Source organism: Bacillus sp. FSL M8-0166 (assembly GCF_038008825.1).
Lineage (GTDB): Bacteria > Bacillota > Bacilli > Bacillales > Bacillaceae > Bacillus > Bacillus safensis.
This window is the reverse complement of the sequence record NZ_JBBOZZ010000002.1, coordinates 20,227-40,598: the sequence shown is the minus strand read 5'-3', so window position 1 is coordinate 40,598 and position 20,372 is coordinate 20,227. Positions and strand designations below refer to the sequence as shown.

The window sequence follows — 20,372 nt, the reverse complement described above, 5'->3', positions numbered from 1 at the left end:
TTATTGCATTTTTCATGTTTTTCCTCCTTTTAAACGATATGTTTTATATCGGACAGCTTCATAGTATTTTCATGTTTTTCAAATAAAAAGGATGCTATTTTGTTTATTTTCACAAATTGATTCCTTGCCCAAGCACCCTGCATACGCTAATACAAAAGGGGGCGCTTTTCATATGATTATCCTTTCAGGACAGCCAGTGACAAATGAGCAGCTGGCATCGTTTCAGCTAGAGGGACAAAAGCGGATTATTTTGATGCAGTTACAGGCCTCGAATGATACGTTCCGCTATAGGCAAGCATCTGATTTGCTATTTGAGGTCACTTTAAGATCGAACATTATGAATGCTGCAAGAGATTTGAATAAGAGTGGTGCCTCATTTGCCATCTTTCAAAGATCGCGTGCAAATGATGCGTTTTGGCGTGTATCGGAAGCAGGAGCACTAGAGCTGCGCTATCAAGTGGAGCCATCTAGAGGCATTAAAGACATTTTTGAAAATGGTTCAAAATATGCATTTGAATGCGCAACGGCGATTGTCATTGTGTTTTATATGGGGGTCTTGCAAACAGTAGGAGAGGAGAAGTTTAATCGAAGACTCCGCAGTTTAACACTGTATGACTGGCACTATGATACTTTGTCGATTTATACAGAGCGCGGGAATGATTTTATCTATGGGGATTGCTTATATTTCGAAAATCCAGAGTTTAGCTATCAGCAGTCGCAATGGCGCGGGGAAAATGTGATTTACTTAGGAGAAGATCAATATTACGGTCATGGGCTTGGGATTTTAACAGCGGCAGAAATTATCGACAAACTGAATAAGAGAAGACGTCCAGGTGCAGTTCAATCCGCTTATTTATTACCGCAGACTACCCGGATGGATGTGATTTATCTCAGGCAAATGTTTGGCAGCTAAAAAAAGCCTCTTGTCTATTGGTTATGACAAGGGGCTTTTGTATGCCTTGCGTTTACGATAATTTTGTAGTGTTCCTAGCATCGTGTTCGCAAGGATCTCCATCTCTTCTAAATCTTTTCTTGTGACCGGCGAGTCGTGCCGGCTCCATTTCACGTATCGAACAAAATAGTAATGACGAATGGGCGTAAGGACAGCAGGAGATTGTGGAAAGTCATCAAACCAAAATTCAATCTGGCCTTTTTTTCGGTAGGAATGTTTTAAGATGTCCATCCTGTCACACCACCCATCATGATTTTATGTCTGCGTCAGTTCGTGCATGATGTCTTCAACGCTTAAAATCGAGTGAATACGTCCAACGCCCTGTCCTGCCCAAAGAGCCATTTGATCAGGGTTACCGCCGGCAGCAGCTGCTTTTCGCATCGGTGTTGTGCATACATGCTGAACTGGATAAGGAAGAACCCTATCTTCATGCAGGCTTTCACCCTCCATCCACTGATTCACAATACCTCTCGCTCTTTTCCCAGAAAAAAGCCTTGTCACCCTTGTTTCACTGCCTTCTGCCTGTAAAATAGCCTTCTTGTATACCTCTGCTGCAGCACTTTCCTGGCTGGCTAAAAACCGTGTTCCGATTTGAACCGCATCCGCTCCAAGCGCTAGCGCTGCTTTCACACCTGATCGGTCCGTAATGCCTCCTGCGGCAATCAAAGGCAAACGACAGAGCGGTTTGACATCAGAAAATAGACTGATTAGTCCCAGCAGGGCGTCTCCTTTTGCATGTAAAAATGTGCCGCGGTGCCCCCCTGCTTCACTTCCTTGCAGAACAATGGCATCCATTCCTTTTTCCTCTAGAAGCAGTGCTTCCTCTTTTGTTGTGGCAGTTCCAATCAAAAAGATTCCCTTTTGTTTTAAGCGATGAATCGTTTGTTCATTTGGACAGGCGAATGTAAAGGAAACGATCGGAACGTCTTCTTCCAGAAGAATGTTGATTTTCTGTTCAAAATCATCCCACAATTCTTCTTCGCTTGGCATCCTATGAGCTTCGGGCCATACAGGCAGTCTCTTCTCCCAGAACGCCACATCCTCTTTTTTGACATCTGGAATTGGCTCTGGTACAAACACATTGACCTGAAACAGGCGAGATGTCAGCTGTTTGACCTGTCTAATCTGCTGTCTCAAATCGTCAGGCTGCACATATCCACTTGCCAGGCTGCCAAGCCCTCCGTATTCTGAAACAGCGGCTGCCAGCTGCGGTGTCACAGCCCCTCCTGCCATTGGCGCTTGAATGATTCCATGTTCGATTTTCGGTAACCTTTTGATATCCCCCATTTATTCCCCTCATCTCTTACTCGTTTGCTGACACTTGTACATAAAAATGACGATGTCTTGGCCCGTCAAACTCACAGAAATAGATTCCCTGCCACGTGCCAAGCACAAGATCCCCATCATGAATGAGAACATGCTGAGACGCCCCCATATAACTCGCTTTCATATGTGCTGCCGTATTTCCTTCCATGTGGCGGTCCTTTGGATGTTCCCACGGAAAGACTTCATCAAGCCGGCGGAGCATATCCCGTTTCACATCTGGGTCTGCATTTTCATTAATGGTCATCCCTGCTGTCGTATGTGGACAATAGACGATGACAGTTCCGTTTTGTATGCCTGTTTCTCTGACATAATGGCGAACCTCGTGTGTGACGTCGATCATGTCATCGCGTCTGTCTGTTTGTATATTGATTTTTTTCATTTGAGCTGCTCCTTTTTGAAGTTTCTATAAAACCATACCCTTTTTATGTGAAATCAATCAACGGCAATCAGCAGAAAACAAATCCTCTTACATAAATTTTACCAAGCAAAAAAACCTCGTCAAGCAATGCGAGGTTTTTAAGAAAAGTGAACCTTTTTGACTTCAATGGTTCGAATATGGTGGTCTTCAGCATCCATGATGGTAAATTCACAGCCTTCTGCTTCAATCGTATCTCCAATGTCAAAATCAAATTTATGTGTCATCATCCAGCCAGCAATTGTATCAACATCATCATTTTCAATGGCTAAATCCAATAAATCATTTACTTCATCAATCAATGCTTTCCCATCCATCACATAATGGAAATCACCTTTTTTAACGATGTGAGGTGTTTCATCCTGATCATATTCATCTCGAATCTCTCCGACAATTTCCTCTAATATGTCCTCCACTGTGACAAGTCCTGCTGTTCCTCCGTATTCGTCTACGAGCACTGACATATGAATCCGTTCCTTTTGCATCAAAATGAGCAATTCTTGAACGGGCGTACTTTCAATCACTCGTATCACTGGACGCATTAAGTCTTCAATCGATACATCTTGATTTAGGAAGCTGGCCTTAAATACATCTTTGCTATTAATAACACCAATCACATGATCTTTGTCTTCTTTAATAACAGGGTAGCGTGTGTACCTTTCGTTCAGCATATAATGGGTCACGTCTTCTAGGGTCTGTTCAATCTCTATGGCTGAAATTTCTGTACGCGGGATCATAATCTCTCTCGCCACTCGGTTATCAAATTCAAAGATTTTATTCACATATTTGTACTCAGATTGGTTAATCTCACCCTTCTCATAGCTTTCAGATAAAATGAGACGCAATTCTTCCTCACTGATCGCCACTTCATGTTCTTTGACAGAATGATAACCAAATAATTTCACGATGCTTCGTGCAGCCCCATTTAATGCTTTAATAAACGGGTACATGACTTTATAGAAAAAGATGAGTGGTTTTGCTGTTACAAGGCTGACCGCCTCTGCCTTTTGAATGGCAATTGTTTTAGGCGCGAGTTCTCCAACCACGACATGTAAAAACGTAATGATCACAAATGCGATGATAAACGAAAGGATGTCAGTCAATGCGGAATGAAGCCCGATTTTTTCAAACAGCGGATGCAGAAAATGCTCCACCGTCGGCTCGCCCAGCCACCCTAAGCCTAAAGCCGTGATGGTAATTCCAAGTTGACAGGCGGATAAATATTCGTCGAGATTTGATATCAGCTTTTGAACATGGATGGCTCTCTTATCACCGCTTTCGATCAGCTGGTTGATTTTAGAGCCTCTAATTTTCACAATCGCAAATTCAGTGACAACAAAAAATGCTGTCGCAGCAATGAGTAATATGACTAAAAATACGTTTAAAATATACAAAAAAACCCTTACCTAACACTGGTAAGGGCTCACCTCCTCTGGCATCAATTAATCATTACGGCCATTTAGGAAGATCATTACAAAACGGAGCAATTCAAACAGGGAGACAAGGGCCGCTGCCACGTACGTCAGAGCTGCAGCATTTAACACCTTGTTCACGCCTCTTTCTTCACTGCTTCTAATGATTCCTTCTGAAACAATGATATCTTTTGCACGAGAACTTGCATTAAACTCGACAGGCAATGTCACAAGCTGAAAGAATACAGCTGCTGAGAACAAAATGATCCCAAGCCCGATTAAGTTAAGGCTGCTGAGCAAAATTCCACCAAGGAAAAGAAGCGGAGCAACACCAGATGCAAAGTTCACGACAGGAAAGATCTTATGTCTCAAAACAAGCGCACCATAGGATTCCTGATGCTGCAAGGCATGTCCAACCTCGTGTGATGCGACTGAAATGGCCGAAATGGAGTGGCCGTAGTACACAGGTTCAGATAAACGAACCACACGCTGCGTCGGGTCGTAATGATCAGTCAAAGTTCCTCTTACCGGTTCAACAGGCACGTCGTATAACCCGTTGCGATCTAAAATATATCGAGCGGTTTCAGCACCTGTTTTCATACTGGATGCTTCAACCTTTGAATACTTTTCAAAATTATTCTTTACTTTAAATTGTGCCCAAAATGATAATCCCAATGCGGCAAATGTTAAAAAATAAAAAAACAGCATGCTCATCAGCTTCCTTTTATTTTATATATTTATTTACAATTTTAATGACTTTTATGTACCATGTACAGCAAAAAGCACTAGGTCTTTTTCAGGGGAATAACCGCACCAATGATAAAGAAGAACACACCTAAGCAAGCTGTATAAAAAGTCACTGTACCATAAAGGTCTTGAAAAAAGTGCAGCCATGAAAAATCATTCATAAAATGATTCACAGCATTTAAATCAAACACGAGTAAGATGACAGCTGATGATAAAAAGTGCGCGCCAATAAAAAGAAGTACGGTCTTTTGAACGAACGTCATTCGAATTCCCTCCTTCTTCTCCCTTATTTTAAGATATGGGTTCTATTTCAATACATGACGAAGATGAAAAAATGTTTCCTCAATCGGGCATACTGACATTAGCAGTCTCCTGAAAGGAAGAGTTCGATGAAATCAAACCGTATCTTTATTGCTTGGCTAAGGTGGCCGCTTTACCTTCGAATTGCCATCATCATCTGTTTCTTGCTTCTCTTTTTTGGACAATTAATCGTTTTACTTGAACCGAAGCAGTATCATACGATCTTTGATGGGATCTGGTGGGCGCTTATTACAGTCTCTACGGTTGGCTACGGTGATTTCGTGCCGCAAACCATGCCAGGGCAGTTGGCGGGTATGGCGCTCATTTTTATCGGTGCCAGCTTTGTTACCGCTTATTTCGCCACTCTTGCCGCCGCTGTGTTCAGCAAGCAGCACCATTATGTTGAGGGCAAGGTAGCCTTTAAGGGGAAAGGACACCTGATTATCGTCGGCTGGAATGAGAAGACGAACAAACTGCTTCAGTCGTTTCAAACGATTGATCCAGCCATGCCGATTGTGCTGATTGATGACTCCTTGAAAGAGGGGCCTCTTTTGGAAAATGTTCATTTTATTAAAGGACATGGCACCGAAGATGTCACACTGCGCAAAGCCAACATTACCGGTGCAGATGCACTGATGATTACCGCGGATCAGCATGAAAATGAAGTGACAGCCGATATGCAGAGTGTTTTAACCTTACTTGCAGCAAAAGGATTAAACCCTTCGCTATATTGTTTAATTGAAATCTTAACAGATCGTTACGTTAAAAATGCCGAGCGTGCCGGCGCCAACCAAGTCATTCATACCTCTGATGCCGTCAATCATTTAATGGTTGAACATTTTCTTATAAAGGAACAGCTTACGGCGTTAACGAAAAAACGACAAATGACCTTGCATAAACACGTCACGATCATACCTGTACCGGCTTCATTGGCTGGAGAAACATTCTTAACAGCGCTCCATCACTTTTTAGAGCATCATGTAATTATCGTCGGCGTACAAAAAAAAGAAGGACCCATGATGAATCCTCCCTTTGGCTATGAGCTTCATCCAGAGGATGAACTGATCAGCCTTTAAAGCAGTGCGTCTTCTAATTCCTTGACGAGCGAAAAGCCAATCTCAGCATAAGCCTTTGATACATCTCCATCTTTCTCTTTTGGTTCTTGGAACTGGTTAAAGGATGCGCCCACATTTCCAACCATCGCATGATCATCTAACTTGTCTTGATATACATGCTTTAAGAGAAATGGATGTCCCATTTTCACCACAACACCTGGCTGATCGAGCTGGCCTTTCTCGGCTGTAAAAGGAACTCTGAGAAAGGTATAGCCATCACGATTATCAATTTTATAATCAAAATACCCGTGATCATAATCCCAGTTGCCATTAATGACATAACCGAGCGGCTTCATCGTTTCTTCTAAATGGTAAAGTGAAAAGCTTTCACCAGGCAGCCTGGATGGTACATGAATCATACGAAACCCTCCTTTTTGTATAGGGTTCGTTAAAGAGAGGAATTCATACATTTCCCCCTCGTGATTTGTACATTGTTTGAAAACGCGGCATCAAATAGGCTTTGATTGAATGATTGATTCGTCTCGTTATCACTGCCGGAACCTGCTGTTTCCTTCGTAGCACTAATAGAACAAATGCGTCCGACATTGCCAAAGTTAACGATCGCCTGGCCAGAAATATCATGAATATAAATATGATTCGTCCTCATTTTTCACCCTCCTCCATTCATTATTCTATGTACAGAACACAGGGAAGCTTGCACAGGAACCTGAAGAAAACAAAAAAGGCACACCCTTATGAAAAGGTGTGCTTTTTCGTTCTTATGATTGTTTTAAACGGCTTTCAAGCTCTGCTTTTTTCTCTTCGAAGCCTGGTTTTCCTAGTAAAGCAAACATATTCACTTTATAAGCTTCTACTCCAGGCTGATCAAATGGATTGACGCCTAGTAAATATCCAGACATCGCACATGCTTTCTCAAAGAAGTAAACAAGGTATCCGAATGTATAAGCATCCATCTCAGGAATTGTCACGATGAGATTCGGTACTTTTCCATCTGTATGGGCAAGCATTGTTCCTTCAAATGCTTTTTTATTGACGAAATCAACCGTTTTTCCTGCCAGGTAGTTCAAGCCATCAAGGTCTTGTTCTTCTGCTTCAATCACAAGCTCATGTCGAGGCTTGTCTACATTCACGATTGTTTCAAACAAGTCTCTTCTTCCTTCTTGAACATATTGACCAAGTGAATGAAGATCTGTTGAGAAGTTAGCAGATGAAGGATAGATTCCTTTTTCATCTTTCCCTTCACTTTCACCGAATAATTGCTTCCACCATTCTGAGAAATATTGAAGGCCTGGCTCATAGTTAATCAGCATTTCAATTGTTCTGCCTTTATTGTAAAGGACATTGCGGACGACAGCATATTGGTAAGCCGCATTTTCAGAAAGCTCAGATGAAGCGAAGTCTTCGCTTGCTTTTGCCGCACCTTCCATCATCTGATCAATGTCTGCTCCGCTCACAGCGATTGGCAAAAGGCCGACTGCTGTTAACACAGAATAGCGTCCACCAACATCATCAGGGATGATAAATGATTCATAGCCTTCTTCAGTTGCTAATGTTTTCAGTGCACCGCGTGCCTTGTCAGTTGTCGCATAAATACGTTTTTTCGCTTCATCAGCACCGTATTTTTCAATGAGGAGCTTTTTAAAGATGCGGAACGCAATGGCTGGCTCTGTTGTTGTACCAGATTTTGAAATCACGTTAATGGAGAAATCTGCATCTTCCAATAGATCCATCACATCTGTTAAATAAGAAGAACTGATGTTGTTTCCAATAAAAATGATTTGCGGTGTCTTGCGCTTGCCTTTTGGCAAAGTGTTATAGAAAGAATGGTTCAAAAACTCAATCGCCGCACGTGCACCTAGATATGACCCGCCGATTCCGACAACGAGCAGGACGTCAGAGTCAGACTTAATTTTGTCTGCACTTTTTTTAATGCGGGCAAATTCTTCGCGGTCATATTGCTTCGGCAAGTCCACCCAGCCTAAATAATCACTGCCTGCACCCGTTTGTTCATGAATATTATGATGGGCTACCTTCACAAAATCTTTTAAATATGTAAGCTCATGTTCTTGAAAGAAAGGTAACGCTTTCGAGTAGTCAAATTGAATATGTGTCATCGCTTGTAAGCCCTCCATTACGTTAGTTCTGTCCCTTTCACTTTAGCGGAACTAGCTTTTGAAATCAAGTGATCGTCACTGGCATGGCAAAAAGCCGCTTCTCTGGATGAGAAGCGGCAATCTGGATTATAAAGAAGCTTTCAAAATAGATAGAATGTCATCACGATTAAGTTTCATAAAGTTTCCAAAACCACCGTATTCCATTTCTTTTGCTGCAATGTCGGCAATTTTGTCCAGCTGATCTTCACCAATGTCATAATCCGCTAAACGGCTTGGTGCACCAAGGCTTGTCCAGAACGCTGACAGTTTGTCGATTCCTTCTAATGCGATGTCACGATCTGACTTTCCTTCTGTTTCGATGTCAAACATGTTCAGCATAAGGTTTTTAAAACGTTCTACATTATGATCGAGGGTGTGGCGCATCCAGTTTGGGAAGAGGATGGCAAGCCCGCCTGCATGCGGAATGTCATAGACAGCCGATACAGCATGCTCAATCGTATGGGACGCCCAGTCGCCAAAGTAACCCATTTGCAGCGTGCCATTTAGGGCAATCGTTCCTGCATATAGAATGGTTTCACGATGCTCATAGTTTTGTAAGTCCTCCAGCATCTTTGGTGCTGTTTCAATGACTGTTTGAAGAACAGCAAAACACATCCGATCCTGTAAAGGCGTGTTTTTCACATTGTGGAAGTATTGCTCAAAGACGTGGCTCATCATATCGACCATACCATACACCGTCTGGTTTTCTGGCACAGAATACGTATGCTCAGGGTCTAGAATCGAAAAAGCAGGGTGAGTGACTGAGCTGCCCCACACATATTTTTCATTTGTTTCCCAGTTTGTGATGACAGAGTCTGGATTCATTTCTGAACCAGTTGCTGCAAGTGTCAGCACTGTGCCAAACGGCAATGCTTTTTGAGCGGTTATTTTCTTTGAAATAATATCCCACACATCACCGTCATACTCTGCTCCGGCTGCAATCGCTTTTGTACAGTCGATCACACTTCCGCCGCCGACGGCTAATAAGAAATCAATGTTCTCATTTTTGCAGATATTGATTCCCTTTTTCACTGTTGTGAGGCGCGGGTTTGGTTCAACGCCAGACAGCTCATACACTTCAGCATCTGCTTCATTTAACGCACTGATGACATTGTCATAAAGACCATTTTTCTTAATGCTGCCTCCGCCATATACAAGTAACACTCGTTTTCCATAACGAGCGAGTTCGCTTTTGAGTCCTTCTAGCTGTCCTTTTCCAAACATCAATTTTGTTGGATTATAGTAAATAAAATTCTCCATCTGTTGAAACATCTCCTTACAACGAATATATCCAAAAACATGAAAGACTACTGTAACATATGTACACGATGAACTCAAAAAAAGATAACTGCCCGCAAGCAGCTATCTTTTGTTGTTCAATTATAAAGAAGCGTTCAAAATGGCTAAAACATCTTCTTTGTTTAGCTTTTTAAATTGACCAAATTCACCGCGTGCCATTGCACGGTCTGCAATTAAATCAATTTTCTCATCGTTGATGTCATAATCCGCTAAACGGCTTGGTGCACCAAGACTTGTCCAGAAAGCTGACAGCTTGCCAATTCCTTCTAAGCCGACTTCTTCGTCTGTTTTGCCCGCAGGGTCTACATCGAATACACGCACCGCTAATTGTTTAAAACGGCCTGGGTTTTCTTGAATCACATGTTTCATCCAGTTCGGGAACAAGATCGCAAGTCCGCCTGCATGAGGGATATCATAAACAGCAGATACTGCATGCTCAATGTTATGAGAAGCCCAGTCACCACGTGCCCCCATTGAAAGCATTCCATTAAGCGCAATTGTGCCAGTGAATAAAATCGTTTCACGCAGCTCGTAGTTCTCTAGATCGTTGATCAACTTCGGTGCCGTTTCAATGACAGTGCGAAGAAGTCCTTCACACATACGATCTTGGTAAGGTGTATTTTCTGTGTGATGGAAATATTGTTCGAACACATGTGACATCATGTCAACCATGCCATAAATCGTATGGTTTTTAGGCACAGTGAATGTGTTGACTGGATCAAGAATAGAGAATTTCGGGAAAACTGCTGGACTTCCCCAGCCATACTTCTCATTTGTTTCCCAGTTTGTGATGACTGATCCAGAGTTCATTTCAGAGCCTGTTGCGGCAAGTGTTAGCACAGTACCGAACGGAATAGCTTCCATAGGGACGTGCTTGCGTGTCACGATATCCCAAGCATCTCCATCGTACTTCGCACCAGCTGCAATTGCTTTTGTCGCATCAATGACACTGCCGCCGCCGACTGCCAAAATAAAATCAATGTCGTTCTCTTTGCAAAGCTCGACCCCTTTTCTTACTGTTGTTAAGCGCGGGTTTGGCTCCACACCAGCAAGTTCAGTGATTGCAGCTCCTGATTCTTTTAGGATGCTGACAACTTGGTCATAAAGGCCGTTTCGTTTAATACTGCCTCCACCATATACAAGTAATACGTTTTTTCCGTAGTGTTTGAGTTCATCTGAAAGGGCTGATACTTCTCCCTTTCCAAAAATTAATTTCGTTGGGTTCCAATAAGTAAATCGATCCATGTGATCTCCTCCTCGCGCTACATTATGCGCCTCATTCATTCCAAAAGTAAAGTAATTTGCTTTCATCCATTTTCTTACGCATAGTTTGGCTAAAAATCTGCAAAATATAAATGTATTGATGCTGTAGCGAAAGGAGGAATCACGATGAGTGCTATTCAGCGTATTGCCCTCGTGCTCACGATTATCGGTGCTATTAACTGGGGACTAATCGGCTTTTTTCAATTTGACTTAGTAGCAGCGATCTTTGGCGGACAAGGTTCTGCATTATCACGTATTATTTATGGTCTTGTTGGAATTGCAGGTCTTGTCAACCTTGGTCTGTTGTTCAAACCAAGCGAAGAAGCTGTTCGCCGTGACGAGCCGAATCCAGAAGTTCGTTAAATAAAAGGACATAAAAAAGGCTGCCTGTATGAGGCAGCCGAAGGCACCGTTTGAAGCGGTGCTTTTTTATTATTTCTTGATAAGGTCTTTACGGTTTGATTGCTCAATCCACTCTTCAAGTTTATCTTTAAGCGTATTGAAACCTTGTGGTGCAGCAGCTTCTTCTTTCACTTGCTGTGGTCTTTGTTTCTTTGGTTTGCTTTCTTTTCTTTCAGGTGCATCTTGTGTCGCACGGATAGAAAGGCTGATTTTACCTGCATTTTCATCAACAGAAAGAACTTTTACTTGTACTTCGTCACCAATTGAAAGGTGCTCATTGATGTCTTTTACAAAGCCATGTGTGACTTCAGAAATATGCACAAGTCCTTGAGTTTCTTCATCTAATGCAACAAACGCACCATACGCTTGTAATCCTGTTACTTTACCAGTGTAAACACTGCCTACTTCAAACTTTGTCGCCATGATAACAACTCCTAAATAAATGTTTTAATATTCGTTTATACGCAATTAAAAACTATATCACAGAACGGGCAGTTACGCAAAATATTTTTTAAATGGGTTTAGATGAGATCAAAAGGGGGAATACCTGAAAACAAGAATGCTTTCTAGTATTCCCCCCTAATTTGTGAGGCATGAGTCCATTTGGATTGATGCCTTTTTTTATTTTAAGATGGCTGATGCTTCTTCCTTCACTTGTCCAGCCTGCAAAAAGCGCTGAATTCTTGAAAGTGATTCCTGAAGATGATCAAGTGACGAAGCATATGAACAGCGAATATGACCTTCACCGCTCGGTCCGAATACATTCCCGGGAACAACGGCCACTTTTTCACTTAGGAGCAGTTCCTCAGCAAATTGTTCTGATGTCATGCCTGTGCTTTTAATCGATGGGAACGCGTAAAACGCTCCGTTTGGTTGGTGGCATGTGAGTCCTAGTTCATTAAGGGAGCCGACAAACAAATTACGGCGCCTTCTGTAGCTTTTCTTCATTTTCTCTACATCTTCAAGTCCATTTTTTAATGCTTCTTCTGCCGCATATTGTGCCATCGCCGGCGCGCACATCATAGAATATTGATGTATTTTCAGCATGGCATCGCGCAGTACAGGTGGTGCTGCCACATATCCTAAGCGCCAGCCCGTCATGGCAAACCCTTTAGAAAAGCCTGAAATCAAGATCGTTCTTTCCTTCATATCTTGAATGGCCGCGACGCTTGTAAAAGCTTCATCGTACGTCAGCTCTGCATAAATCTCATCCGTAATAATGAGCAGGTCATGCTCTTTCGCAAATTGAGCAATATCTTCAAGCTCTTCCTTTGAATAAACAGACCCAGTTGGATTTGATGGTGAGCAAAGCAAAATTGCTTTTGTCTTCGGCGTCAGCTTTGTGCGAAGATCCGCAGAATCTGCTTTGAAATCTTTTTCAGCGGATGTACTTAAATAGACAGGCACTCCGCCTGCAAGTGTCGTAAGTGCCCCGTATGCTACGAAACAAGGCTCTGGAATGATCACTTCATCCCCGCTGTTTAAAATCGCACGAAAGGCCAAATCAAGTGCCTGGCTTCCGCCAACTGTGATAATGAGTTCCTCTTCTGGACTGTAGTCAATGTGAAACCGCTTATATAAATAGTGGCTCAGTTCTTTTCGCAAAGAAATTAAACCGGCATTCGCTGTATAAGAGGTCAGTCCTTGTTCTAATGACATAATACTTGCTTCTCTGACATTCCAAGCTGTCACGAAATCTGGCTCGCCGACACCAAGGGAGATAACCCCTTCCATTGTGGCAGCCAAATCAAAGAATTTCCGAATACCTGACGGCTGAATGCTTTGTACCGTTTCAGATAAATAAGACTTTTTCATTTAAGGAGACACCACGATTCTTTTGTCATCGTCTCCTGTTTCAAACACTTTCCCATCATGTTTATATCTTTTCAAAATAAAGTGGGTAGTTGTTGAAACAACGGAATCTAGTGTCGATAATTTTTCAGATACGAAGCGGGCAATATCAGACATAGATCTTCCGCGGATTACAACGGATAAATCGTAAACACCTGACATGAGATAGACAGACTCCACTTCCTGAAACCGATAAATTCGTTCAGCAATTTCATCAAATCCGACGCCTCTTTTTGGTGTCACTTTTACATCAATCATTGCTGTAACGCCTTCATGACCATCCACTTTTCGCCAGTCAATCATGGTTGAATAATCAATAATGACTTTTTGATCTTCAAGTTTTTGAATGATGGCTTCGGCTTCTTCTGTTGTCACGCCTGCCATTTTTGCAATTGTATTTAAGTCGGCGCGGCTGTTTTCATCTAAAATCTCTAATATTTCAGTTTCTTTTTCTGTTAGTTTCATTTGATTTCACACCTCAGATTATAAAAGCTAGTTTTAAAAAATCTTCTGAACATTATAGCACGTTTTTCCCATTATGCTAAGCAGGGAAAAGATTCTAATAATAGCTTAAAATCCACTTTTTAGGGTACAATACAGTCACCTAACAGAGAGAGTATCAAGTATCGGAGTGAAGAATGTGGACATTGTTCAGCCAGCTTATATGAAAAGTACATTCGGTTTAGATATCTATTACGAGCACTATCCAAATGAGGGCAAGAAGACTTTGATCTTAATTCACGGTCTCTTCTCTTCTACCTTCAGCTATCGAAAGCTCATCCCGCTTCTAAAACAGGACTTCAATTTAATTGCGATTGATCTGCCGCCATTTGGACAGTCCGAGAAGTCGAATACGTTTATTTACAGCTATCGCAACATGGGGAAAATTATTATTGAGCTAGCTGGTTATTTACAGATTCAGCATGCGATTCTAGTGGGTCATTCAATGGGTGGACAGATCGCCTTATACGCTGCTTCTGAACGGCCGGACCTATTTGAAAAGGCGGTTCTTTTGTGCAGCTCTGGATATTTGAATAAGTCAAAAAGATCACTTGTTTACAGCACATATATTCCTTATTTTTATCTGTATCTAAAAAGAAAGCTTTTAAAGCAGGGCATTATGAAAAATTTAACGGCTGTTGTGCATGATCATTCCATCATTGATCAAGAGATGGTCGATGGATATTTAAAGCCGTTTTCAGATGATCAAATCTTTCGGGGGATATTTCGTTTGATTCGGCACCGGGAAGGAGATTTAACCTCGGACGTTTTAAAGAAAATGGAAACACCCGTGCTGCTCATTTGGGGCGAGGAAGATCGAATCGTTCCCATTCAAATAGGCGAAAGACTGCACAAAGATCTGCCAAATTCGACCTTACATGCATTAAAAAAAACCGGGCACCTCATTCCTGAGGAAAATCCGGTCTTTGTGTCTGATCAAATCGGACATTTCAGCCTGTCTTAGCGTGAACAGGAGCTGCTGTCTCGTATGACAAAAAGCTGATTCGCTGTATGCTGACAGCTCTCTATCGGAAGAAGCTGTTCAAATGAGTGATGGTAGATGGCTTGAATCTCTTTTGCTAAAGATAACGGGTCTTCTGCGTCGTATAATGCACTGATGACGTCAGCAGGCTCCGTTTCATAAAAATCCTCTCCATAATGAAAAGGGTCCCATGCCTTAATAAATTGAATCATCTCTTCTACAGCTTGACTATCTTTCATCGGTATCACCGCTTATAATAAATTTTGTGATGTTTATTTTAGCACAACCAAGAATGGTTGAAAAACAGCTAGAGGTGGGTTTCATGAATTTCGACGAACAGATCATACGTAAAGGTTCAAAATCAGTGAAATGGGATCAGGCAGAGTCTTTGTTCCTGACAACAGATGCCCTCCCGATGTGGGTGGCCGATATGGATTTTAAAGCACCTCAGGTCGTCCTTGATGCATTGAAAGAGCGATTAGATCATGGCGTTTTTGGCTATGCATTTCAAGATCAGGATACGCAGCAGGCAGTAGCTGGCTGGCTCAAAAGAAGACATGGATGGACAATTCAGACAGATGCCGTCACCTTCACACCAGGAATCGTAACGGCACTTAGTTTTGCTGTTCAAGCCTTTACAGCACCGCATGACGAAGTAGTTATACAGTCACCAGTGTATACACCTTTTTATCAAATGATTGAGCGAAATGGACGTACAGTCTTAGCCAATCCCTTAAAAATAGAAAACGACCGCTATATGATGGATTTTGATGATTTAGAGAAAAAGCTGAGCAGACCACAAGCAAAGCTCATGTTCCTATGCCATCCGCATAATCCGTCCGGAAGAGCATGGTCAAAAGAGGAATTAAAGCGAGTCGGAGACCTATGTGTGAAGCATGGAGTCACAGTCGTTTCAGATGAGATTCACTCGGATTTGATGCTTTACGGGAAGCAGCATGTGCCCTTCGCCAGCCTTTCTGACGACATTGCACATATCACGGTAACGTGTATTGCGCCGAGTAAAACCTTTAATCTAGCGGGGCTTCAAGCATCTGCCATTATCATTTCAGATGAAGAAAGAAGAACCCTTTTCACCAATGAATTGCAAAGAAACGGACTGTCCAAACTGAATGCATTTGCGATTCCTGCGATGGAAGCAGCATACCGCCACGGGGATGAGTGGCTTAATGCCCTTGTTCTTTATCTCGAAGGCAACATGAAGATGGCGATGGACTATATTGACGAATATCTTCCAAATATGCGTTATATGAAACCAGATGCTTCTTATTTATTGTGGCTGGACATTCGGGATTATCAATTCAGTCAAGCGGAATTGAAACGGAATCTGCTGAAAAAAGGGAAAGTGATCCTAGAGCTTGGCCACGTGTACGGACACGAAGGAGACGGCTTTATTCGGATAAATCTCGGCTGTCCTGCTTCAACAGTAAAAGAAGGACTGAAACGTCTTCATCAAGCATTCACGCTATCAGCTGAATAAGACCTATACGATAGAAAGAACATCCTAACGGGTGTTCTTTTTAAAGAAAAAAACCCTCCTTTTATCATATCTACTTTGTACATGAAATGATATAATGAGAGGAATTACAATTATTTACGAGGAGAGCATTTAAATGGAAATGTTCAAGGATTTTCTGCTCCATGTATCTTTTATTCTATTTCCAATCTTTTTATATCATGCGCTATGGCTAAGCCGGACCCCTGCTCATTTCCCAAAAACGAATAAACTGCTTATCACAGTATTCGCATCCATCTCTTCAGCACTATGTATTATGTATCCAGTTGGTTCGATTTTAGATTTGCAGACTGGGCTTCAATCCATTCCCCTTGTACTTGCTATTTTATACGGAGGATACATGGTGGGGATCGTTGCCATCTTGATAAGCATCATTGTCAAATTCGTGATGTACGGCTCTTTCTTATGGATTGGACTCATCGTTGTCCCAATTTACTTTTTCATCCCATTCCTGTTCTACCGAAAATGGTATCAATATTCGAAGCTGAATAAGCTTTTTTACGGAGTGCTTATCGGTTTATCCAAAGGATTCTTTATTTACATTGGACTGCTTGCGGTCAGCTTAATGGCATACAGCCCAGCTTTTATTATGCAGCAAAAGCTCCTTGAGTTATTTTTCTCAACTCTTTACTACATATTCTTTCTTGTGCTCAGTATCTATTCTATTGAATTCGTGAAAGAAAATGCGGAAATGAGAACACAGCTTGTCCAGTCAGAAAAACTGACCATTGTAAGTGAACTTGCTGCAAGTGTCGCCCATGAAGTACGCAATCCGCTGACAGTTGTGAGAGGCTTTATTCAATTGCTCTTTTCGAGTGATCATACGAAAGAGCCACCTGCCAATAAAGATTATAAAAATCTCGTTCTGTCCGAATTAGACCGGGCGCAGGACATTATCACGAGTTATCTTGACATTGCAAAACAAAACTATTATCAAATTGAATCTCTCAATCTATCTAAATTACTTGAGGAATGTGCATCACTGATGACATCCTATGCGAATTTTAAATCGGTCACGATTCATCAATCCATTGAACCTGACTTATACATTCAAGGTGACGTAACGAAGATCAAGCAAGTCATGATTAATTTAATCAAAAATGCAATTGAAGCAGCTCCTGAACATGAAGGGAAAATTGAACTTTTTGCTTCAAAAGAAAATCATAAGATCTGCCTTTATTTCGTTGATAACGGTGTAGGTATGACAGAAAGCCAAATGAAAAAGCTTGGCGAACCCTATTATACCTTGAAAAATAAAGGGACTGGGCTTGGGCTGACAGTGACTTTTTCTATTATTGAGAATCACCATGGAACCATTCGTTTCAAAAGCTCGCTGCAGTCTGGAACAACCGTCACCGTGAAATTTCCTGAAGATACAAGAAGAAAATGATTAATCCATTTTTTTTGTTCTTTTTTCATCTATGCGCTCCTGCTTCTTAGACGCACGAACGATGAGACGAAAACAAATAAACGCAGCAATAAAGAAAATCACCGTGGTGATAGCCGCTGGGATGTACTCCCTTTTATCTTCAGGAAAATATAGTAGAAAAAGTACGATGAACGACATCATTCGCCATTCCCCCTTTTGCTCGTTTACTTCACTATATTGGCTAAAAGAAATGAAATACCTTCCTATGAGAAGGAAATGGAGGAATTTCACATGACAGACATTCAAATTGGACAAGTTGTGAAAGGTTTTTATAAAACAGGTGTATACGTTGGGGAAGTGACAGCAGTGAAACCATCGACCTATCTCGTTCAAGTAAAAGCAGTTCTGACACATCCCACTCAAGGCGACTTGCATCATCCAAAAGAAGCAGACGTGCCTTTTTTCCAGGAAAGGCGGGCTTTGGCCTATAGAGAACAGACAAATATCCCTCATCATATGGTGAAGCCTTATGATGGTGATATACCTGATTATGAAGTATCACTGAAAGAAGCTGTTGATAAATTGAAACAAGCACTCCGTGCGGATGATTCCAAATGGGCTGAAAAATCAAGAGCGTGCCTATCTTCTCTTGAGAAAGATTATTTTCCAGAAGACGTCCGCTAATCAGCCGAATCAAAAAAATGCGAGAAATCGATAAGCTCACCAATTTTGGTTGTTTGCGGATTTTCCACATAGGCTCTGTCTTTTTCAAAGAGGGTTAACAGCTGATAAGTCGTCATGGCATCATCGAGTGCTTTATGATGCTTACCAGCTCCTTCACTGCCGTATTCCTTTGCCGCTTTTCGAAGCCCTGTCAGTGTGCGGTCACCAAAAAAGGTTTTATATTCAAAGGCAAGATCCCTCAGCTTCCCCTTAAAAGGAAAGGTAATATGATTGAGCATACAATTTTGTTTCAATACCTTCATGTCCATGTTGCCCCACGTAATAATCTCACAATTCTCTCCCCCATCAAGTGTCACAAGCTTCTCGATAAACGCCTCAAATGAAATCCCGCTCTCTACATCCTCCTGCGTAATTCCGAGGAAAGATTTACAGCGCTTCGTCAGCTTCGGGAACTTTTTCGGTTTGACGTAGCTAGAGAATGTGTCTATGATCGTTTCATCTGCTGCTTTCACTACCCCAGCTTCAATAATTTCAGGAAAAAAGTTTTGTGGATGATATTTTCCATCAGGCATCGTAAATTCAAAATCGACCACAAGCACCGTCTTCTGTTCCACCAGTCTCACCTCACTTTTTCATCAGTTTTTCATTCTCATACCATTATATTAAGACGGACCTTGAAATCACTTCATTTTCGTGAAAATAATGCAGATTCACTATGCCCAACCTATTCATCAGATGAAAGATCGTTTATTTTCCTTTATAATTATTAAGGAACACGAAATAAATAAAGAAGGTGGTCTCTATCACAAACAGGAAGAAAAACTTGTACATCATGTGGTTTGTGAACTTTTTTGTATCAGCCAGCATTACAATGATCGTCCCTTTTTTATCACTTTACATAGAATCTCTTGATAGCAGCTATTCAAATGAATTTGTTCAAAGATGGAGCGGCTATGTCTTTGGGGTCACGTTTTTAACGGCCTTCCTGATCTCTCCGATTTGGGGGCGGATTGGCGACCGGCATGGCTATAAAAAGATATTATTAATTAACGGTATTGGCATCGCCACAAGTATTCTATTAATGGGGCTTGTGCACACCGTGTATCAGCTATTCGCATTAAGGCTCTTCATGGGGCTTGTCACAGGCTTTATCTCGACTTCAATGGCACTGATTTCTGCACAGACTGAAAAGGCAACTGCCGGTAAAACCCTTGGAACGATGCAGATGAGTAATGTCGCCGGAGGATTGTTTGGTCCGTTAATGGGCGGATTCATGGCAGACAGCGTCGGATTTATTTATACGTTTTTCCTCACAGCGGCTGTCATTTATGTGTCAGCTATTGTGATTATCTTCGGAGTGAAGGAACAGCCGATCCGGTCAAAAGAAGCAAAGCGTGTTTCTTACTCACGGAAGGATGTACTCATTCACATTTTCAAACAGCCTTTACTTGTGGTCACGATGCTTTTAACGTTTATTACACAAGTAGGGAACTTTAGCATTCAGCCGCTTTTGGCTTTATACATTCATGATTTACATGGTCCTGTCAATCTCGCTTTTTATGCGGGGCTAGCATTTTCTGCAACTGGACTTGGCAATTTGCTGTTTACGCGAAAATGGGGAGATCTCGGAGATCGAATTGGTCACGACAAGGTGCTGCTTGCCCTTCTCATTCTCTCCTCTATTTTATTCATCCCGCAAGCGATGGCGGATTCCTACGTGATGTTAGTTATTTTCCGTTTTCTATACGGGATGGCACTTGGCGGGATTATTCCGTGTACGACGGCGTACATCCGGATCAAAGCACCTGCTTCTATGCAAGGAGAAGTGCTCGGATACAATGTCAGCTTCCGCTTTCTTGGGAATGTCGTCGGTCCGGTAATCGGCGGCATTGTGGCGAGTCATTACGGGATTCCAGCTGTCTTTTATGTCACTGCCGGCATTTTTCTGTTTGGCGCGTTATTTTTATGGGCGGTCCGCTCGCATGCGAAGACAAAGGAAAGGAGTGTCTGATCATCTTCAGATACTCTTTTTTCTTGCGTAAAAGCCTTATTCACTAGACTTCACGCCCATTCTTTTCTAAAAATAACCTTCTCGTATTCGCAAAA

Annotated in this window: 25 protein-coding genes; 8 read left to right on the top strand and 17 right to left on the bottom strand. The window is 41.9% G+C overall.

Annotated elements, in window-relative coordinates:
* The first annotated feature begins 172 nt into the window (after positions 1-172).
* Positions 173-913, top strand: a complete 741-nt coding sequence (locus NSS92_RS18755; protein ID WP_034282523.1) for a protein-glutamine gamma-glutamyltransferase — start codon at positions 173-175, stop codon at positions 911-913.
* Between the two features lie 21 nt (positions 914-934).
* On the opposite strand, the gene NSS92_RS18750 is transcribed toward NSS92_RS18755, so the two are convergent.
* The 6 genes from NSS92_RS18750 to NSS92_RS18725 form a co-directional block, all read right to left on the bottom strand.
* A complete protein-coding gene (locus tag NSS92_RS18750) occupies positions 935-1,183 on the bottom strand; it encodes a hypothetical protein (protein WP_340870176.1) in 249 nt (82 codons plus the stop codon).
* Positions 1,184-1,207: 24 nt separating this feature from the next.
* Positions 1,208-2,239, bottom strand: coding sequence for an NAD(P)H-dependent flavin oxidoreductase (locus NSS92_RS18745; RefSeq protein ID WP_340870173.1), 1,032 nt, complete (start codon positions 2,237-2,239; stop codon positions 1,208-1,210).
* Between the two features lie 16 nt (positions 2,240-2,255).
* Positions 2,256-2,657 carry a secondary thiamine-phosphate synthase enzyme YjbQ gene (locus NSS92_RS18740; RefSeq protein ID WP_340870171.1) on the bottom strand — a complete coding sequence of 134 codons (402 nt, stop codon included), beginning with the start codon at positions 2,655-2,657 and terminating at the stop codon, positions 2,256-2,258.
* Positions 2,658-2,794: 137 nt separating this feature from the next.
* Positions 2,795-4,087 (bottom strand): hemolysin family protein, encoded by a 1,293-nt coding sequence (locus NSS92_RS18735; RefSeq protein ID WP_044332481.1) that lies wholly within the window; start codon positions 4,085-4,087, stop codon positions 2,795-2,797.
* A 48-nt stretch (positions 4,088-4,135) separates the two neighbouring features.
* Positions 4,136-4,810 carry a zinc metallopeptidase gene (locus NSS92_RS18730; protein WP_024423288.1) on the bottom strand — a complete coding sequence of 225 codons (675 nt, stop codon included), beginning with the start codon at positions 4,808-4,810 and terminating at the stop codon, positions 4,136-4,138.
* Between the two features lie 80 nt (positions 4,811-4,890).
* Positions 4,891-5,115 carry a hypothetical protein gene (locus NSS92_RS18725; RefSeq protein WP_340870166.1) on the bottom strand — a complete coding sequence of 75 codons (225 nt, stop codon included), beginning with the start codon at positions 5,113-5,115 and terminating at the stop codon, positions 4,891-4,893.
* A gap of 126 nt (positions 5,116-5,241) precedes the next feature.
* On the opposite strand from NSS92_RS18725, the gene NSS92_RS18720 reads away from it, so the two are divergent.
* Positions 5,242-6,228, top strand: coding sequence for a potassium channel family protein (locus NSS92_RS18720; RefSeq protein ID WP_340870164.1), 987 nt, complete (start codon positions 5,242-5,244; stop codon positions 6,226-6,228).
* Here the strand turns inward: NSS92_RS18720 and NSS92_RS18715 are convergent.
* From NSS92_RS18715 to NSS92_RS18695, 5 genes are all read right to left on the bottom strand, one after another.
* Positions 6,225-6,626: a YugN-like family protein gene (locus NSS92_RS18715; protein ID WP_024423291.1), complete on the bottom strand. Its 402-nt coding sequence runs from the start codon at positions 6,624-6,626 to the stop codon at positions 6,225-6,227. The two genes, NSS92_RS18720 and NSS92_RS18715, sit on opposite strands and share 4 nt — an antisense overlap.
* A gap of 29 nt (positions 6,627-6,655) precedes the next feature.
* Positions 6,656-6,874, bottom strand: a complete 219-nt coding sequence (locus tag NSS92_RS18710) for a hypothetical protein (protein ID WP_267586533.1) — start codon at positions 6,872-6,874, stop codon at positions 6,656-6,658.
* A gap of 112 nt (positions 6,875-6,986) precedes the next feature.
* Entirely contained in the window at positions 6,987-8,342 is a 1,356-nt protein-coding gene (locus tag NSS92_RS18705; RefSeq protein WP_323650615.1) for a glucose-6-phosphate isomerase, read from the bottom strand.
* A 126-nt stretch (positions 8,343-8,468) separates the two neighbouring features.
* The gene (locus tag NSS92_RS18700; RefSeq protein ID WP_340870158.1) at positions 8,469-9,641 is read right to left on the bottom strand and encodes an iron-containing alcohol dehydrogenase; all 1,173 of its coding nucleotides are present in this window, start codon (positions 9,639-9,641) and stop codon (positions 8,469-8,471) included.
* Positions 9,642-9,761: 120 nt separating this feature from the next.
* Positions 9,762-10,925 carry an iron-containing alcohol dehydrogenase gene (locus NSS92_RS18695; RefSeq protein WP_267586536.1) on the bottom strand — a complete coding sequence of 388 codons (1,164 nt, stop codon included), beginning with the start codon at positions 10,923-10,925 and terminating at the stop codon, positions 9,762-9,764.
* 144 nt (positions 10,926-11,069) lie between these two features.
* On the opposite strand from NSS92_RS18695, the gene NSS92_RS18690 reads away from it, so the two are divergent.
* Positions 11,070-11,306: a DUF378 domain-containing protein gene (locus NSS92_RS18690; RefSeq protein ID WP_003212952.1), complete on the top strand. Its 237-nt coding sequence runs from the start codon at positions 11,070-11,072 to the stop codon at positions 11,304-11,306.
* A gap of 69 nt (positions 11,307-11,375) precedes the next feature.
* On the opposite strand, the gene yugI is transcribed toward NSS92_RS18690, so the two are convergent.
* The 3 genes from yugI to NSS92_RS18675 form a co-directional block, all read right to left on the bottom strand.
* A complete protein-coding gene (gene yugI, locus NSS92_RS18685; RefSeq protein WP_007500519.1) occupies positions 11,376-11,768 on the bottom strand; it encodes a S1 domain-containing post-transcriptional regulator GSP13 in 393 nt (130 codons plus the stop codon).
* A gap of 198 nt (positions 11,769-11,966) precedes the next feature.
* Complete coding sequence (locus NSS92_RS18680) at positions 11,967-13,160, bottom strand: aminotransferase (RefSeq protein ID WP_340870153.1); 1,194 nt, start codon at positions 13,158-13,160, stop codon at positions 11,967-11,969.
* Entirely contained in the window at positions 13,161-13,661 is a 501-nt protein-coding gene (locus NSS92_RS18675) for an Lrp/AsnC family transcriptional regulator (RefSeq protein ID WP_003213765.1), read from the bottom strand.
* A gap of 175 nt (positions 13,662-13,836) precedes the next feature.
* Between NSS92_RS18675 and NSS92_RS18670 the strand changes: the two genes are divergently transcribed.
* A complete protein-coding gene (locus NSS92_RS18670) occupies positions 13,837-14,661 on the top strand; it encodes an alpha/beta fold hydrolase (protein WP_041107616.1) in 825 nt (274 codons plus the stop codon).
* On the opposite strand, the gene NSS92_RS18665 is transcribed toward NSS92_RS18670, so the two are convergent.
* On the bottom strand, positions 14,658-14,918 hold the full coding sequence (locus NSS92_RS18665; protein WP_041107617.1) for a YugE family protein: 261 nt from the start codon (positions 14,916-14,918) through the stop codon (positions 14,658-14,660). The genes NSS92_RS18670 and NSS92_RS18665 overlap by 4 nt on opposite strands.
* An 83-nt stretch (positions 14,919-15,001) precedes the next feature.
* On the opposite strand from NSS92_RS18665, the gene NSS92_RS18660 reads away from it, so the two are divergent.
* Both NSS92_RS18660 and NSS92_RS18655 read left to right on the top strand, forming a co-directional pair.
* Entirely contained in the window at positions 15,002-16,177 is a 1,176-nt protein-coding gene (locus NSS92_RS18660; protein WP_340870148.1) for a MalY/PatB family protein, read from the top strand.
* Between the two features lie 133 nt (positions 16,178-16,310).
* The gene (locus NSS92_RS18655) at positions 16,311-17,603 is read left to right on the top strand and encodes an ATP-binding protein (protein WP_267586539.1); all 1,293 of its coding nucleotides are present in this window, start codon (positions 16,311-16,313) and stop codon (positions 17,601-17,603) included.
* On the opposite strand, the gene NSS92_RS18650 is transcribed toward NSS92_RS18655, so the two are convergent.
* Complete coding sequence (locus NSS92_RS18650; protein ID WP_034282549.1) at positions 17,604-17,783, bottom strand: hypothetical protein; 180 nt, start codon at positions 17,781-17,783, stop codon at positions 17,604-17,606. It abuts the gene before it with no gap.
* A 90-nt stretch (positions 17,784-17,873) separates the two neighbouring features.
* Between NSS92_RS18650 and NSS92_RS18645 the strand changes: the two genes are divergently transcribed.
* Positions 17,874-18,266 (top strand): kinase-associated lipoprotein B, encoded by a 393-nt coding sequence (locus NSS92_RS18645; protein ID WP_095409449.1) that lies wholly within the window; start codon positions 17,874-17,876, stop codon positions 18,264-18,266.
* Here NSS92_RS18645 and kapD read toward each other — a convergent pair.
* Positions 18,263-18,880 carry a 3'-5' exonuclease KapD gene (gene kapD, locus NSS92_RS18640; RefSeq protein ID WP_095409450.1) on the bottom strand — a complete coding sequence of 206 codons (618 nt, stop codon included), beginning with the start codon at positions 18,878-18,880 and terminating at the stop codon, positions 18,263-18,265. The genes NSS92_RS18645 and kapD overlap by 4 nt on opposite strands.
* Positions 18,881-19,098: 218 nt before the next feature.
* On the opposite strand from kapD, the gene NSS92_RS18635 reads away from it, so the two are divergent.
* On the top strand, positions 19,099-20,277 hold the full coding sequence (locus NSS92_RS18635; RefSeq protein WP_269466388.1) for an MFS transporter: 1,179 nt from the start codon (positions 19,099-19,101) through the stop codon (positions 20,275-20,277).
* The last annotated feature ends 95 nt before the right edge of the window (positions 20,278-20,372 follow it).

What these genes read in the sequence shown, in the direction of transcription:
- NSS92_RS18660 (WP_340870148.1), top strand. Translation starts at nt 15,002, where the DNA reads ATGAATTTCGACGAACAGATCATACGTAAAGGTTCAAAATCAGTGAAA.
- NSS92_RS18755 (WP_034282523.1), top strand. Translation starts at nt 173, where the DNA reads ATGATTATCCTTTCAGGACAGCCAGTGACAAATGAGCAGCTGGCATCG.
- NSS92_RS18700 (WP_340870158.1), bottom strand. Translation starts at nt 9,641, where the DNA reads ATGGAGAATTTTATTTACTATAATCCAACAAAATTGATGTTTGGAAAA.
- NSS92_RS18710 (WP_267586533.1), bottom strand. Translation starts at nt 6,874, where the DNA reads ATGAGGACGAATCATATTTATATTCATGATATTTCTGGCCAGGCGATC.
- NSS92_RS18715 (WP_024423291.1), bottom strand. Translation starts at nt 6,626, where the DNA reads ATGATTCATGTACCATCCAGGCTGCCTGGTGAAAGCTTTTCACTTTAC.
- NSS92_RS18720 (WP_340870164.1), top strand. Translation starts at nt 5,242, where the DNA reads ATGAAATCAAACCGTATCTTTATTGCTTGGCTAAGGTGGCCGCTTTAC.
- NSS92_RS18705 (WP_323650615.1), bottom strand. Translation starts at nt 8,342, where the DNA reads ATGACACATATTCAATTTGACTACTCGAAAGCGTTACCTTTCTTTCAA.
- NSS92_RS18635 (WP_269466388.1), top strand. Translation starts at nt 19,099, where the DNA reads ATGTGGTTTGTGAACTTTTTTGTATCAGCCAGCATTACAATGATCGTC.
- yugI (WP_007500519.1), bottom strand. Translation starts at nt 11,768, where the DNA reads ATGGCGACAAAGTTTGAAGTAGGCAGTGTTTACACTGGTAAAGTAACA.
- NSS92_RS18695 (WP_267586536.1), bottom strand. Translation starts at nt 10,925, where the DNA reads ATGGATCGATTTACTTATTGGAACCCAACGAAATTAATTTTTGGAAAG.
- NSS92_RS18655 (WP_267586539.1), top strand. Translation starts at nt 16,311, where the DNA reads ATGGAAATGTTCAAGGATTTTCTGCTCCATGTATCTTTTATTCTATTT.
- NSS92_RS18645 (WP_095409449.1), top strand. Translation starts at nt 17,874, where the DNA reads ATGACAGACATTCAAATTGGACAAGTTGTGAAAGGTTTTTATAAAACA.
- NSS92_RS18680 (WP_340870153.1), bottom strand. Translation starts at nt 13,160, where the DNA reads ATGAAAAAGTCTTATTTATCTGAAACGGTACAAAGCATTCAGCCGTCA.
- NSS92_RS18750 (WP_340870176.1), bottom strand. Translation starts at nt 1,183, where the DNA reads ATGGACATCTTAAAACATTCCTACCGAAAAAAAGGCCAGATTGAATTT.
- NSS92_RS18650 (WP_034282549.1), bottom strand. Translation starts at nt 17,783, where the DNA reads ATGATGTCGTTCATCGTACTTTTTCTACTATATTTTCCTGAAGATAAA.
- NSS92_RS18725 (WP_340870166.1), bottom strand. Translation starts at nt 5,115, where the DNA reads ATGACGTTCGTTCAAAAGACCGTACTTCTTTTTATTGGCGCGCACTTT.
- NSS92_RS18745 (WP_340870173.1), bottom strand. Translation starts at nt 2,239, where the DNA reads ATGGGGGATATCAAAAGGTTACCGAAAATCGAACATGGAATCATTCAA.
- NSS92_RS18690 (WP_003212952.1), top strand. Translation starts at nt 11,070, where the DNA reads ATGAGTGCTATTCAGCGTATTGCCCTCGTGCTCACGATTATCGGTGCT.
- NSS92_RS18665 (WP_041107617.1), bottom strand. Translation starts at nt 14,918, where the DNA reads ATGAAAGATAGTCAAGCTGTAGAAGAGATGATTCAATTTATTAAGGCA.
- NSS92_RS18675 (WP_003213765.1), bottom strand. Translation starts at nt 13,661, where the DNA reads ATGAAACTAACAGAAAAAGAAACTGAAATATTAGAGATTTTAGATGAA.
- NSS92_RS18740 (WP_340870171.1), bottom strand. Translation starts at nt 2,657, where the DNA reads ATGAAAAAAATCAATATACAAACAGACAGACGCGATGACATGATCGAC.